General features: G+C 73.1%; 11 protein-coding genes. 7 read left to right on the top strand and 4 right to left on the bottom strand.

The window, feature by feature from the left end; all coding sequences use genetic code 11:
• Positions 1 to 17 precede the first annotated feature (17 nt).
• On the top strand, positions 18 to 458 hold the full coding sequence (locus tag FGG90_RS02505) for a GNAT family N-acetyltransferase (RefSeq protein WP_094115595.1): 441 nt from the start codon (positions 18 to 20) through the stop codon (positions 456 to 458).
• 113 nt (positions 459 to 571) lie between these two features.
• On the opposite strand, the gene FGG90_RS02510 is transcribed toward FGG90_RS02505, so the two are convergent.
• A complete protein-coding gene (locus FGG90_RS02510; protein ID WP_094130757.1) occupies positions 572 to 4,390 on the bottom strand; it encodes a multifunctional oxoglutarate decarboxylase/oxoglutarate dehydrogenase thiamine pyrophosphate-binding subunit/dihydrolipoyllysine-residue succinyltransferase subunit in 3,819 nt (1,272 codons plus the stop codon).
• A gap of 193 nt (positions 4,391 to 4,583) precedes the next feature.
• Between FGG90_RS02510 and guaB1 the strand changes: the two genes are divergently transcribed.
• From guaB1 to FGG90_RS02525, 3 genes are all read left to right on the top strand, one after another.
• Positions 4,584 to 6,023: a GMP reductase gene (gene guaB1, locus FGG90_RS02515; protein ID WP_094130755.1), complete on the top strand. Its 1,440-nt coding sequence runs from the start codon at positions 4,584 to 4,586 to the stop codon at positions 6,021 to 6,023.
• 113 nt (positions 6,024 to 6,136) lie between these two features.
• Positions 6,137 to 7,567 (top strand): hemolysin family protein, encoded by a 1,431-nt coding sequence (locus FGG90_RS02520; RefSeq protein ID WP_094130753.1) that lies wholly within the window; start codon positions 6,137 to 6,139, stop codon positions 7,565 to 7,567.
• Positions 7,560 to 8,603, top strand: a complete 1,044-nt coding sequence (locus FGG90_RS02525; RefSeq protein WP_094130751.1) for a hemolysin family protein — start codon at positions 7,560 to 7,562, stop codon at positions 8,601 to 8,603. The genes FGG90_RS02520 and FGG90_RS02525 overlap by 8 nt, the downstream gene beginning before the upstream one ends.
• 66 nt (positions 8,604 to 8,669) lie before the next feature.
• On the opposite strand, the gene FGG90_RS02530 is transcribed toward FGG90_RS02525, so the two are convergent.
• Positions 8,670 to 9,749 (bottom strand): NADH:flavin oxidoreductase/NADH oxidase, encoded by a 1,080-nt coding sequence (locus FGG90_RS02530; protein WP_094130749.1) that lies wholly within the window; start codon positions 9,747 to 9,749, stop codon positions 8,670 to 8,672.
• Between the two features lie 137 nt (positions 9,750 to 9,886).
• On the opposite strand from FGG90_RS02530, the gene FGG90_RS02535 reads away from it, so the two are divergent.
• The gene (locus FGG90_RS02535; RefSeq protein WP_378143257.1) at positions 9,887 to 10,768 is read left to right on the top strand and encodes an ADP-dependent NAD(P)H-hydrate dehydratase; all 882 of its coding nucleotides are present in this window, start codon (positions 9,887 to 9,889) and stop codon (positions 10,766 to 10,768) included.
• Here FGG90_RS02535 and FGG90_RS02540 read toward each other — a convergent pair.
• Positions 10,765 to 11,448 (bottom strand): YceI family protein, encoded by a 684-nt coding sequence (locus tag FGG90_RS02540; RefSeq protein ID WP_094130743.1) that lies wholly within the window; start codon positions 11,446 to 11,448, stop codon positions 10,765 to 10,767. The genes FGG90_RS02535 and FGG90_RS02540 overlap by 4 nt on opposite strands.
• Before the next feature lie 206 nt (positions 11,449 to 11,654).
• Between FGG90_RS02540 and FGG90_RS02545 the strand changes: the two genes are divergently transcribed.
• Together FGG90_RS02545 and FGG90_RS02550 are read left to right on the top strand one after the other, a co-directional pair.
• Positions 11,655 to 11,972 carry a thiamine-binding protein gene (locus FGG90_RS02545; RefSeq protein ID WP_094130741.1) on the top strand — a complete coding sequence of 106 codons (318 nt, stop codon included), beginning with the start codon at positions 11,655 to 11,657 and terminating at the stop codon, positions 11,970 to 11,972.
• Positions 11,973 to 12,021: 49 nt separating this feature from the next.
• On the top strand, positions 12,022 to 13,302 hold the full coding sequence (locus FGG90_RS02550; protein ID WP_094130739.1) for an MFS transporter: 1,281 nt from the start codon (positions 12,022 to 12,024) through the stop codon (positions 13,300 to 13,302).
• Positions 13,303 to 13,351: 49 nt separating this feature from the next.
• Here FGG90_RS02550 and FGG90_RS02555 read toward each other — a convergent pair whose 3' ends face one another.
• Positions 13,352 to 13,957 carry a LuxR C-terminal-related transcriptional regulator gene (locus tag FGG90_RS02555; protein WP_063070749.1) on the bottom strand — a complete coding sequence of 202 codons (606 nt, stop codon included), beginning with the start codon at positions 13,955 to 13,957 and terminating at the stop codon, positions 13,352 to 13,354.
• Between the last annotated feature and the right edge of the window lie 61 nt (positions 13,958 to 14,018).

Consider the following 14,018-nt stretch of genomic DNA (forward strand, 5'->3'; position numbering starts at 1 on the left):
GCCGGTAATCTCGGCATGTGACCAACGCGATCCAGTCCCTCGGGACGCCGTCCCCCTCCGACCTGACCGTGATCGTCGAGCTGCTCCGGCTGCTCGACTACGAGGTCGACGAGGAGCGGGTCGCGGCGCGCCTGTCGCGCATGACCGCGGCGGCCGGCCACGAGACCTGGGTCGTCCGAGACGACGCGGGCGAGATCGCCGGCCTCGCGGGCGGGCACCTCATGTGGGGGCTCGCCGACGACGAGCCCATCGCGCAGCTCATCATCCTCGTGGTGCGCGAGGGGCGGCAGGCCGGCGGCATCGGATCCGACCTCATCCGCCACTACGAGGCGTGGGCCCGCGAGCACGGCGCCACGCGCTTCCTCGCCACCAGCGCCGCCGCGCGCGACAACGTCACGCGGTTCTACGCGCGGCGCGGATACCACGCGTCGGGCATCCGCTACTCGAAGCTCGGCTGATCCGGCGGCGCGCGCGCTCCGACGCCGCGCGCCCGGCGCACCCCGCACGACGAGAGGCCCGGTCCCCCAGGGGATCGGGCCTCTCGTCGTGCCGGGCGGGCGCCCCTAGCGGATCACTCCGCCGTGGCGCGCGCGATCAGGTCGGTCTGCTCCGTGGCGTGGCGCTTGCTCGACCCGGCGGCCGGCGACGCGGCCGCGGGACGGGAGACGACGCGCACGGCGCGGTCGTGCAGGATCCGGCTGAGCTCCACGTGCACGAAGGGCCACGCGCCCTGGTTCTCCGGCTCGTCCTGGACCCAGACCACCTCGGCGTCGGGGTAGGACTCCACGACGCGGCGGACCTGCTCCTCGGGGAACGGGTAGTACTGCTCGAGGCGCACGAGGGCGATGGACGTGTCCTGGCGCTTCTCCAGCTCGCCGAGCAGGTCGTAGTGCACCTTGCCCGAGTGGAGGAGCACGCGGCGGACGGCGCCGCGGTCCTCGATGCGCACGTCGTCGATCACCGGCTCGAAGCGGCCCGAGGTGAAGGCCTCCACGTCGCTCGTCGCGCCGCGCAGCCGCAGCATGGCCTTCGGGGTGAAGACCACGAGCGGGCGACGGGGACGGGAGTACGCCTGGCGGCGCAGCAGGTGGAAGTACGACGCCGGGGTCGAGGGGCGCGCGACCGTCATGTTCTGCTCCGCGCAGAGCTGGAGGAAGCGCTCGATGCGGGCGGACGAGTGGTCCGGCCCCTGGCCCTCGTAGCCGTGCGGCAGCAGCAGCACGACGCTCGAACGCTGGCCCCACTTCTGCTCGGCCGACGAGATGAACTCGTCGATGATCGTCTGCGCGCCGTTGGCGAAGTCGCCGAACTGCGCCTCCCACAGCACGAGGGCGTCGGGCCGCTCGACGGAGTAGCCGTACTCGAAGCCCATCGCGGCGTACTCGCTGAGCAGCGTGTCGTAGATCCAGAACCGGGCCTGGCGGTCGCTGAGGTTGGCGAGGGGCAGCCACTCCTGGCCGTTGTCGCGGTCGTGCAGCACCGCGTGGCGCTGGACGAACGTGCCGCGGCGGGAGTCCTGGCCGGCGAGGCGGACGGGGGTGTTCTCCAGCAGCAGGGAGCCGATGGCCAGGAGCTCGCCGAAGGCCCAGTCGATGGATCCGTTGCGACTCATCTCGAGGCGCTTGCGCATGAGCGCCTGCAGCTTCGGGTGCACGGAGAAGCCCTGCGGCGGGTTGTCGTGCGCGTCGCCGACCGCCTGCACGACGGACTCGGAGACGCCCGTGGTCTCGGGCTCGCCGTGGCCGTCGTCCTGCTGCGAGTCGGGGCGTTCGAGGTCGGACACCGCGCCCTCGTCGTCGGTCTGGATGGGGATGGAGGACGTCTGCGCCGCGTGCGTCTCCGCGAAGGCGCGCTCCAGGCGGTCCTGGAAGTCCTTCTGCGCCGCGTCGTACTCCTCCTGCGTGATGTCGCCGCGGCCGACGAGCGCCTCCGTGTACAGCTTCCGCACCGAGCGCTTGGCCTCGATGAGGTTGTACATGAGCGGCTGCGTCATCGACGGGTCGTCGCCCTCGTTGTGGCCGCGACGGCGGTAGCAGACGAGGTCGATGACGACGTCCTTCTTGAACTCCTGGCGGAACTCGAACGCGAGGTGCGCGACGCGCGCCACGGCCTCGGGGTCGTCGCCGTTCACGTGGAAGATCGGCGCCTGGATGCTCTTGGCCACGTCGGTCGAGTACACCGACGAGCGGGACTCCGACGGCGGCGTCGTGAAGCCGACCTGGTTGTTGATCACGATGTGGACCGTGCCGCCCGTGCGGTACGCGCGCAGCTGCGAGAGCTGCAGCGTCTCGAACACGACGCCCTGGCCGGCCATCGAGGCGTCGCCGTGCACGAGGATCGGCAGCACCGAGAACGAGCCGATCGGCTTCCGGTCCTGCTTCGCACGCACGATGCCCTCGAGCACGCCGTTGACGGCCTCGAGGTGCGACGGGTTCGCCGCGAGGTACACCGGCATCTCCTCGCCGTGGACGCCGCGGAAGGTTCCCTCGGTGCCGAGGTGGTACTTGACGTCGCCGGAGCCCTGCACCGTGCGCGGGTCCTGCGTGCCCTCGAACTCGCGGAAGATCTGGCCGTAGCTCTTGCCCGCGATGTTGGTGAGGACGTTGAGGCGCCCGCGGTGGGCCATGCCGATCGCGACCTCGTCGAGGCCGTGGTCGGCCGCGCCCTGGAGCAGGGTGTCGAGCAGGGAGATGGTGGACTCGCCGCCCTCGAGGCTGAAGCGCTTCTGCCCGACGTACTTGGTCTGCAGGAACGTCTCGAAGGCCTCCGACTCGTTGAGCTTGGAGAGGATGCGCATCTGCTCGTCGTGCGTGGGCTTCGCGTAGGGCTGCTCGACCTTGCCCTGGATCCACTCGCGCTCGTCGGGCTGCTGGATGTGCATGTACTCGATGCCGATGGTGCGGCAGTACGAGTCGCGCAGGATGCCGAGGATGTCGCGGAGGAGCGCCTGCCGGCGTCCGCCGAAGCCGCCCGTGACGAACTCGCGGTCGAGGTCCCAGAAGGTGAGGCCGTGGTTCGTGATCTCGAGGTCGGGGTGGGTGCGCTGCTGGTACTCGAGCGGGTCGATGTCCGCCATGAGGTGCCCGCGGACGCGGTACGCGTTGATGAGCTCCTGCACGCGGCCGGTCTTCGAGACCCGCTCCGAGAGGTCGACGTTGATGTCGGTGGCCCACTGGATGGGGTCGTACGGGATGCGGAGCGCCGCGAAGATGTCCTCGTAGAAGCCGTGCTGGCCGATGAGGCGCTCGTGCACGATCTTGAGGAACTCGCCGGAGCCCGCGCCCTGGATGACCCGGTGGTCGTAGGTGCTCGTGAGCGTGATGGTCTTGCCGATGCCGAGCTCGACGAGCGTCTTCGGGCTCGCGCCCTGGAACTCGGCCGGGTACTCGAGGGCGCCGGCGCCGATGATGGCGCCCTGGCCCTTCATGAGGCGCGGCACGGAGTGGACCGTGCCGATGCCGCCGGGGTTCGTCAGGGAGATGGTGGTGCCGGCGAAGTCGCCCGCGGCGAGCTTGTTGCCGCGCGCCTTCTTCACGAGGTCCTCGTAGGCGGTGAGGAACTCGCCGAAGGTCATGCCCTCGGCCTCCTTGATGCTCGGCACGAGGAGCGCGCGCGTGCCGTCGGGCTTCGGCATGTCGATGGCGATGCCGAGGTTGATGTGCGCGGGGGAGACGACGCTGGGCTTGCCGTCGACCTCGTCGTAGTGCACGTTCTGGCTCGGGAACTCCTTGAGCGCCTGGATGAGCGCCCAGCCGATGAGGTGCGTGAAGGAGACCTTGCCGCCGCGCGCGCGCTTCAGGTGGTTGTTGATGACGATGCGGTTGTCGATCATCAGCTTCGCCGGGATCGTGCGCACGCTCGTCGCGGTGGGGATCGAGAGCGACGCGTCCATGTTGGTCGCGAGGCTCTTCGCCATGCCGCGCAGCGGGGAGACCTCGTCCTCGCCGGGCGGGGTGGGCTCGGCGCCCTTCTTGGCGGGCGCCTTCGCGGGCGCCTGGGCCGGGATCGGCTGCTGCTTGGGCGCGATGCTCGTGGTGCGCGCCGCCGGCTGGGAGCCCGTCGCGGGCTGCTGCGCCTGCGCGTCGGGCTGCCCGGCGGAGGCGGGGGACGGCGTCGCGGCCGGTGCGCCGGTGTTGGTCGCGGCGGGGGCGGACGTCTCGTCCGACTCCGGGATCTGCGGCTCGGCGGTCCGGTCGCCGGTCGCGGGCGTGGACTCGCGGCCCTCGATCACGGTCGCGTGGTAGTTCTCCAGGATCGGCCACCAGCTGCGGTCCACCGAGTCCTTGTCGACGACGTACCTCTCGTACATCTCGTCGACGAGCCATTCGTTGGCTCCGAAGTCGCCCGTGGAACCGTCATCGGTCCCCGTACCAGTCACCTGGCTCGACACAGTTGATCGCCCGCTCTCTTGCTGTTGGTCGTCTGCCTCGCGCGGTCGTTCGCTGGCCGCGCGTCCACGATGACCCAGCCTAAACCTTCCGCCGGTGGGGCCGGCGGGGTCGTGGGGGAGCGGCGCGTCGCGGCACCCGCTGATCCGGACGGGCGCCCTGGTGCGGACGCGGGGGCCGGGTTAGCGTCGGGGCATGAGGTTCACCGGAGAGGCTCCCGCCCACGACCTGACGTACTCGGACGTCTTCCTGAGCCCCGGCCGGTCGGACGTCGGCAGCCGGATGGACGTCGACCTCTCCCCGGGCGACGGGACGCCGTGCAGCATCCCCGTCGTCGCCAGCAACATGGGCTCGGTCACGGGACCGCGGCTGGCGGCCGTGCTCGCGCGGCGCGGCGGCATCGGGATCCTGCCGCAGGACCTGCGACCCCAGGAGCTCGACGCGGCCATCCGCCGGGTGAAGGACCAGCCGGTCGCCTACGACTCGCCGCTCGAGCTGCCGCCGGACGCGACGGCCGGGCAGGCGCGGGAGCTGCTCCCGCCCATCGCCGGCCACGGGATCGTGCTGCGGGACGCCGACGGGGAGATGGTCGGCTGCCTCGAGGGCACGCAGCTCGCCGGGGTGCCGGACGGCACGCGCCTCGGCGACCTCCCGCACGGCGCGCTCGCGTCCCTCGACGCCGACGACGTGCCCACGGGCCGCGCCGCGTTCGAGCTGATGCACGCGGCCGGCATCGACTTCGCGCCCGTCCTCGCGCACGGCCGCCTCGTCGGCACGCTGAGCCGGCGCAGCGCCCTCCGCTCCACCGTGTACGCGCCCGCCGTCGACGGGGACGGCCGCCTCGCGGTGGGCGCCGCGGTGGGCGTCAACGGCGATCCGGTCGGCCGGGCCCGGGCGCTCCTGGCCGCCGGGGTCGACGTGATCGTGCTCGACACCGCCCACGGCCACCAGGAGTCCATGCTCCGCGCGGTCCGCGCCGTGCGCGCGCTCGACCCCGCGGTGCCGCTCGTCGCCGGCAACGTCGTCACCGCGGGCGGCGCGCGCGACCTGGTCGAGGCCGGCGCGGACATCGTCAAGGTCGGCGTCGGTCCCGGCGCCATGTGCACCACGCGCATGATGACCGCCGTCGGCCGCCCGCAGTTCTCCGCCGTGCTCGACACGGCCGAGGCGGCGCGCGCGGCCGGCGCCCTCGTCTGGGCCGACGGGGGAGTGCGGTACCCGCGGGACGTCGCGCTGGCCCTCGCCGCGGGCGCCGCCAGCGTGATGATCGGATCCTGGTTCGCCGGCACCGTCGAGTCGCCCGGCCGCCTGCTCGTCGACGACGACGGCGGCCTCGCCAAGGAGAGCTGGGGCATGGCCTCCACCCGCGCCGTGCAGGAGCGCTTCGGCCGGCGCGAGGCGTTCGAGCTCGCCAGGCGCACGCTCTTCGCGGAGGGGATCTCGACGAGCCGGATCCGCATCGACCCGCTCCGGCCCGGGCTCGAGGACCTGCTCGACACGATCACCTCCGGCGTCCGCAGCGCGTTCACCTACGCCGGGGCGCGCACGCGGGCCGAGTTCGCCGAGCGGGCGACCGTGGGGATCCAGTCCGCGGCGGGCTACGAGGAGGGCAAGCCCCTGCCGGTCGGCTGGTGAGCCCCGGTATGCTCGACGGACGATGGACGACCCCCCTCCTGCTCATAGACCCCCGCCCCGCGCCGCCCACGACCTGAGGCCGGCCCCGCGCCCGGCGCCCGGGAGCCGCTCCGGTGCATGAATGGCTCCTCCTCGCCGTCGGACTGCTCCTCACCCTCGGCACCGGCCTCTTCGTGGCCAGCGAGTTCGCGCTCGTCAACCTCGACCGCTCCGACCTGGAGAAGCGCCAGGAGCGCGGCGAGAAGCGCCTCGGCCCGCCCATCCGCGCCCTGCGCATCACCTCCACCCACCTCTCGAGCGCCCAGCTCGGCATCACGCTGACGACGCTCCTCACCGGGTACACGATGGAGCCGGCGCTCAGCCTGCTGCTCGCGGGTCCGCTCACGTCGGCCGGCCTCGCCGAGGGGCTCGTGTCGCCCGTCTCGACCGTGGTGGCGCTCGTCGTCGCGACGCTCCTGTCGATGATCGTCGGCGAGCTCGTGCCCAAGAACTTCGCGCTGGCGCTGCCACGTGAGACCGCCAAGCTCGTCATCCCGTTCCAGACCCTCTTCACCAGCGTGTTCAAGCCCGCCGTGCTGCTGCTCAACAACAGCGCGAACGGGATCCTCCGCCTCGTCGGCATCGAGCCGAAGGAGGAGCTGTCGGGGGCCCGGAGCGCCGAGGAGCTGTCGTCGCTCGTCCGCCGGTCCGCGCTCGCGGGCCTGCTCGAGGACGACACGGCGATGCTCCTCAGCCGCACCCTCCGCTTCGCCGACCTCACGGCGTCCGACGTCATGACGCCCCGGCTCCGCGTCAAGTCGGTCGAGCGCACGGACAGCGCGCAGACCGTCATCGAGCTGGCCATGACCACCGGCTACTCCCGCTTCCCGGTCACGGACGACGGCGTCGACGACGTCATCGGCCTCGTGCACGTGAAGCAGGCCGTGGCCGTGCCGCGCGAGAAGCGCGCGCAGGTGCCCGTCACGGCGCTGCAGTCGGAGGCGATCCGCGTGCCCGAGACCATGAAGCTCGACGACCTGCTCGGCGAGCTGCGCGGCCGCGGCTTCCAGATGGCCGTCGTGGTGGACGAGTACGGCGGCACCGCCGGGGTCGCGACGCTCGAGGACCTCGTGGAGGAGCTGGTCGGCGAGCTCGCCGACGAGCACGACCGCACGCGCGCCGGCGTCGTCCGCTCGCGCGACTCCCTCACCTTCCCCGGCATGCTCCGGCCCGACGAGCTCGTGGAGCGCACCGGCCTCCGGATCCCCGAGGAGGGCCCCTACGAGACGGCCGCCGGCTTCGTCATGAGCGAGCTCGGCCGACTGCCCGTCGTGGGCGACGAGCTGCAGCTCGAGACGGGGATCCTCCGGGTCGAGCGGCTCGACGGCCGGCGCATCGACCGGATCCGGTTCACCCCGTCGCCCGAGCCCGTCGCCACCGCGGTGGGCACCACCCGCGCCGAGCGCCAGGCCGACCGGCAGGCGGGCCGACAGGCCGATCGCGAGGCGGGCCGACAGGCCGTCGCGGATCGCGCCGCCAGCAGGAAGGAGCCGTCCCGTGGGTGAGTACGCCGGGGGGATCATCGCGCTCGTCGTGCTGCTCGCCGTCAACGCCTTCTTCGTCGGCGCCGAGTTCGCGGTCATCTCCGCGAAGCGGTCGCAGATCGAGCCGCGCGCGGAGGAGGGCAGCCGCGCCGCGCGCGTCACGCTCTACGCCATGGAGCACGCGACGCTCATGCTCGCGACGACCCAGCTCGGCATCACCGTGTGCTCGCTGCTGATCCTCAACGTCTCCGAGCCGGCGATCCACCACCTGCTCGAGATCCCGCTGCACGCCACCGGGCTGCCCGAGGAGGCGATCTCCACGATCGCCTTCGTCATCGCTCTGCTGATGGTGTCGTTCCTGCACGTGGTGCTCGGCGAGATGGTGCCGAAGAACATCTCGTTTTCGGTGCCGGACCGGGCGGCGCTGCTGCTCGCGCCGCCGCTCGTCGGCATCGCGCGCGTGGTGAAGCCGCTCATCGTCGCGCTCAACGCGATCTCGAACGCGGTGCTGCGCGTGTTCCGCGTGGAGCCGAAGGACGAGGCCGCGAGCGCCTTCACGCTCGACGAGGTGCAGGGCATCGTCGACCAGTCGACCCGCGAGGGGCTCCTGGAGGACCGCACGGGCGCGCTCACCGCGGCGTTCGAGTTCACGGGCAAGAAGGTCGAGGACATCGCGATCCCGCTGGGCGCGCTCGTCAGCCTGCACGAGACGGCGTCGCCGTCGGAGGTCGAGCGGGCGGTCGCGCGGCACGGCTTCTCGCGCTACGTGATCGTCGACGACCGGGACGAGCCGTCCGGCTACCTGCACCTCAAGGACGTCATCGACCTCGACGAGGCCGACGAGTTCGTCCGCCCGGTGCCGGCCAAGCGGATCCGCCAGCTCGTCTCGATCTTCGCGGGCACCGAGCTCGAGGACGCCCTCGCGACCATGCGCCGATCCGGCGCGCACCTGGCCCGCGCCTTCGACGAGGCGGGCGAGACCACGGGCGTGCTGTTCCTCGAGGACATCATCGAGGAGCTCGTCGGCGAGGTGCAGGACGCCACCCGGCGCGTCTGACCGCCCGCACGACGACGGCCCGGCACCCTCGCGGGGTGCCGGGCCGTCATCGACGCTCGGGGGAGGTCAGGCCGCCCAGCGCGCCCGGTCGTACTGCTTGGGCCAGTAGTCGATCTCGACGCCCAGCTCGTGCGCGGCGCGGAGCGCGAAGTGCGGGTCGCGCAGCATCTCGCGGCCGAGCATCACGGCGTCCGCGCGGCCCTCGGCCACCACGGCCTCCGCCTGCGCGGGCTCGGTGATGAGGCCGACGGCGTTGAGCGCGACCTTCGCGTGCTCCTTCACGTACTCGGCGAAGGGCACCTGGTAGCCGGGGGCGACGGGGATCGTGACGCCCGTCGTGTTGCCGCCGGTGGAGATGTCGAAGAAGTCCGCGCCGTGCTCGGCCGCCCAGCCGGCGACGGTCGCGGTCTGCGCCTCGTCCCAGCCGGCGTCGCCCGCCCAGTCGGTCGCGGAGAAGCGCACGAGGAGCGGCGCGTCGGGGACCTCGGCGCGCACCGCGTCGATCACCTGGAGCAGCAGGCGCGCCCGGTTCTCGAGGCTGCCGCCGAACTCGTCGTCGCGGTGGTTGCTCAGCGGCGAGAGGAACTGGTGCATGAGGTAGCCGTGCGCGGCGTGGATCTCGAGCACGTCGAAGCCCGCGTCGACGGAGCGGCGGGCGGCGGCGGCGAAGTCGTCGACGACCTTCCGGAGCCCCGGGGCGTCGAGCGCGACGGGCGTGCCGTAGCCGGGGAACGGCTCGGCGGACGGGGCCACCGTGTCCCAGCCGCCCTCCGCGGCGGGCATGGTGCCGCGGCCGGAGAACGAGTACGTGGACGCCTTGCGACCGGCGTGCGCGAGCTGGATCGCGGCGACCGCGCCCATCTCGTGGATGAAGTCGACGATCGGCTTCCAGGCGTCGCGCTGCGCGTCGTCCCAGATGCCGGTGTCCTCGGGCGTGATGCGCGCCTCGGGGCTGACGCCCGTGGCCTCCGCCATCACGAGGCCGGCGCCGCCGCGGGCGAACGAGCCGAGGTGCGCGAGGTGCCAGGCGCCCGGGACCCCGTCGCGCGCGTCGATGCTGTACTGGCACATCGGCGCGACCCAGATGCGGTTGCGGGCGGTGACGCCGCGGACGGTGATCGGCTCGAAGAGCGGGGACGTGGTCATGGGGATCCTTCCAGGCGGGCGGCGGCGCGGATCCACGAGGGAGGCGCGGCGCACGGGGACGGGCGGAGGGCGACGGCGGCCTCATGGTCCCAAGGCCCGGCGCGGCCGCCGTATTCCCGCCCGCCTATCGTGAGGGGATGAGCGACGCGCGCGACGACCAGGTGCCCGAGGGCTGGATCCGACAGGACGAGGAGCGCACCCGGCGGGAGCTCCGCCTCCCGCGCGACGACGACGACAAGTACACGCGCGGCGTCCTGGGCGTCCGCACCGGGTCCGACCGCTACCCGGGCGCCGCGGTGCTCGGCGTGGAGGCCGCCGCGCGCACGGGCGTCGGCATGATCCGGTACCTCGGCCCCGCGGGCGCCTCCGCGTCGGTGCTCGCCCGTCGCCCGGAGGTCGTCACGGCCGACGGCCGCGTGCAGGCGTGGCTGGTGGGGTCCGGCATGGACGCCGCCCACCGGGACGACGCGACGACCGACGCGATCGCCGCGGCGCTCGCGCAGGGGCTGCCCGCGGTCGTCGACGCCGGGGCGCTCGACCTCGTGGACCGGGCGACCGGCCCGGTCGTCGTCACGCCGCACTTCCGGGAGCTGTCGCGGCTGCTGGAGGGCGCGGGCATCCGCGCGTCGGCCGAGGACGTCGCGGGGGACGCGCCGGCGTGGGCCGAGCGCGCGGCGCGGGAGCTGGGCGTCTGCGTGCTGCTGAAGGGGGCGACGACGCTCGTGGTGGGCGGATCCGCTCGCATCGCCGTGCGGGCGGGGACGCCGTGGCTGGCGACGGCCGGATCCGGGGACGTGCTGGGCGGCGTGCTCGGGGCGCTCCTGGCGGGCGCGTCGACGCGCGTGGCGGAGGCCGCGGATCCGCTGGCCGAGCTCGCCGGGGTGGCCGCCGCCGCGGCGTGGCTGCACGGGCGGGCGGGGGAGCGCGCGTCGGGCGGCGGACCGATCACGGCCCTCGACGTCGCCGAGGCGATGCCGAGGGCCGTGCGGGACCTCCTGGCGCGATCCGCCGAGGGCTAGGCCTTCGGCGCGACGTCGAGCGAGAACTCGACCGAGCCGTGGTCCTCGACCGTGACGAAGCCGAGGCTCGGCGCCTGGACGCCGAAGTCCTGGAACGTGATCGGGATGGAGCCGGTGATCTGGCCCGAGCCCTCCGTGAACGCGGCCTGCATCTGCGCGGTGACGGGCTTCGTCACGCCGTGCAGGGTGAGGTCGCCGGTCACGTCGTAGGTCGCCGGGACGCCGGACTCGACGCCGTTCGCCTCGATCGGCTGCGTGAGCGTGAAGGTGGCGGTCGGGAACTCCGACGTCTTCATCGCCTCGCCCTGGAAGTACGCGTCGCGCGGCGCCGCGTCCGTCGCCATGGTCGTCACGTCCACCGTGATGGTGCCGGACTCCACCTTCTGCCCGGCGACCGAGATGTCGCCCGTGACGCCCTTCGTGCGGCCGTTGACCGTGACCGGGGTGCCGTTGAGGACCTCGTTCACGCGGTAGCCGGCGTAGGAGTCGCCGCCCACGGACCAGTCGCCGGAGAGGTCCGTGAGGGCCTGGCCCGACGCCGCGGTCGCGGAGAGCGAGGGCGCCGCGTCGGGCGTGCCGGCGAGCTGCGCGTAGAGGGGGCCGCCGAACGCCGCGAAGGCGCCCACGAGGACGACCGCGCCGCCCGCCACCCCGATGATGATCTTGGTCTTCTTCTCCATGGCGTGCTCCTCCTGCTGCGATGCGGGCGGCCGCTCGGGCCGTCCTGTTCTGTGAACTCTCAAGTACCCGACGAGTGTCGCGGCAGGCGCGGACCGGCGTCGGCGTCCGTCCACAGGAGCCCGCGCTCGGTAGCCTGGGCGCACAGCCGGCCGCCGGCCGGGCGCCCGCCCGGAGCACCGCCGTCCGTCCACCACCGGGGGTCCCCATGCTCGTCGCCTTCTCCGTCGCACCCAGCGGGGGCGACGCGCCCGACGCCTCCGTCCACGACGCCGTGGCCGCCGCCGTCGAGGTGATCCGCGCGTCCGGGCTGCCGAACCGCACCGACTCGATGTTCACCACGATCGAGGGGGAGTGGGACGAGTGCTTCGACGTCGTCCGCCGCGCCACCGAGGCCGTCGCGCCCTTCGGGACGCGCGTGTCGCTCGTGCTCAAGGCGGACATCCGGCCCGGGTACGCGGGCGAGCTGACCGGCAAGCTGGAGCGGCTCGAGTCCGCGCTCGAGGCCCGGGGCGCCGACGCCTGAGGCCCGGCGCCGTCCGGGCGGCGGTCCACGCCGCCGTTAGGCTCGTCGGGTGAATCCCCCCATCTCCGGGCGGGCGACCCTGTCGCCGGCCCGCGTCCGCGTCGCCCTGCTCGCCCTCGCGATGGGCGGGTTCGCCATCGGCACCACGGAGTTCGTCGCGATGGGACTGCTGCCGCAGCTCGCGGCCGACCTGCTGCCGGAGGTGGCCGCCCGCTCGACCGAGGCCGCGAACGCGCAGGCCGGCACGCTCATCAGCGCCTACGCCCTCGGCGTGGTGGTGGGGGCGCCGACCATCGCGGCCGCGTCGGCGCGGGCGCCGCGACGGAAGCTCCTGCTCTGGCTGCTCCTCGCGTTCACGCTCGGCACGGTGCTGAGCGCGATCCTGCCGAGCTTCGGCCTCGTGGTCCTCGCCCGCTTCGTCGCGGGCCTGCCGCACGGGGCGTACTTCGGCATCGCGTCGCTCGTCGCCGCCCAGCTGATGGGGGAGGGCAAGCGGGCGCGCGGGGTCGCGTTCGTCCTCGCCGGGCTCACGATCGCCAACGTGATCGGCGTCCCGATCGTCACCTGGATCGGCCAGCACGCCGGCTGGCGCGTCGCCTACCTGGTGGTCGCCGCGATCTTCGCCGCGACCTTCGTCGCGGTCTTCCTCGCCGTGCCCGCGCAGGACGGCAACCCCGAGGCGACCCTCCGCCGGGAGCTCCGCGCCTTCACGCGCCTGCAGGTCTGGCTCGCGCTCCTCATCGGCGCGATCGGCTTCGGCGGGTTCTTCGCGGTCTACACGTTCGTGTCGCCGATGGTCACGGACATCACCGGGCTGCCGGAGTGGTCGGTGCCGCTCGCGCTCGTGGTGGTCGGCCTCGGCATGACGACCGGCAACCTCGTCGGCGGCTGGTGGGCGGACCGCGACGTGCGGACGTCGCTGCTGTCGCTGTTCGGCCTGCTGATCGCGTCGCTCGTGGGGCTCGTGCTCACGGCGACGAACCCCGTCGGCCTCTTCGCGTTCCTGTTCCTCATCGGCGGGTCGGCGGCGGCGCTGTCGCCGGGCATCCAGATCCGGCTGATGGACGTGGCGCACGACTCGCAGTCCATCGCCGCGGCGCTCAACCACTCGGCCCTCAACACGGGCAACGCGGTCGGCGCGGCCCTCGGCGGCGTGACCGTGGCGGCCGGACTCGGCTACACCTCGCCCGCGCTGGTGGGCGTGGGGCTGAGCGTGGCGGGCCTCCTCATCGCGCTGGCGAGCTTCGGGCTCGACCGGCGGCGACGCGGGGCCCGCGGGCCGGTCGACGGGCCGCGTCCGTCGACGCAGCCGATCGGCATCGGGGGCTGACCGTCCTGACCGCGGCGCCCGCGAGGGGCGCCCGCCGGTCGGCGCCGGGTCACTCGCCCTGGAGCAGGATGCCGTCCTGGATCGCGCGCTTCCGCAGCGCCACCTTCGTGCCCACGTCGAAGCCCGCGACGCGGTACTTCTCGCGGATCCGCTTGAGGTACGACTTCGCCGTCTCCTCGGAGATGCCGAGGCTGTAGGCCACGGACTTGACGGGCTCGCCGCCGCCGTAGAGCGCCATGACCCGGCGCTCCTGCGCGCTGAGCTTGGGGACGCCGCCGACGTCGGTGCTGTTGATGGCGAGGTCGAGCTCGCTCGAGATGTAGGACTGGCCGTCGGCGGCCAGGCGGATGGCGTCGACGATCATGCTCGCGTCCTCGCTCTTCACGAGGTAGCCGAGCGCGCCCGAGGCCAGCGCCTCGCGCACCACGTTGGGCTCGGAGTAGGTGCTCATGAGCACCGTCGGCACGCCCGTGGTCTTCAGCATCGAGAGCTTGAGCGAGATCGGCAGGTTGTCCTTGAGGTCGAGGTCGAGCAGCACGACGTCGACGGGGAAGCGCGGGTGCGTGAGCAGCTCCGGCCAGGTGGACACGGCGGCGACCATCTCGATGTCGGACGCGGCGTTGCGGATCCACTCGGTCAGGGCCCCGAGCAGCATCTTGTGGTCGTCCACGATGGCGAGGGTGATCGGTCGGTTCTCAGCTGACACGTGCTCTCCG

This window comes from Clavibacter michiganensis subsp. tessellarius (assembly GCF_021922985.1).
Lineage (GTDB): Bacteria > Actinomycetota > Actinomycetes > Actinomycetales > Microbacteriaceae > Clavibacter > Clavibacter tessellarius.

Coding starts and splice junctions, on each gene's coding strand:
- FGG90_RS02535 (WP_378143257.1), top strand. CDS start 9,887: ATGAGCGACGCGCGCGACGACCAGGTGCCCGAGGGCTGGATCCGACAG.
- FGG90_RS02540 (WP_094130743.1), bottom strand. CDS start 11,448: ATGGAGAAGAAGACCAAGATCATCATCGGGGTGGCGGGCGGCGCGGTC.
- FGG90_RS02555 (WP_063070749.1), bottom strand. CDS start 13,957: ATGCTGCTCGGGGCCCTGACCGAGTGGATCCGCAACGCCGCGTCCGAC.
- guaB1 (WP_094130755.1), top strand. CDS start 4,584: ATGAGGTTCACCGGAGAGGCTCCCGCCCACGACCTGACGTACTCGGAC.
- FGG90_RS02545 (WP_094130741.1), top strand. CDS start 11,655: ATGCTCGTCGCCTTCTCCGTCGCACCCAGCGGGGGCGACGCGCCCGAC.
- FGG90_RS02530 (WP_094130749.1), bottom strand. CDS start 9,749: ATGACCACGTCCCCGCTCTTCGAGCCGATCACCGTCCGCGGCGTCACC.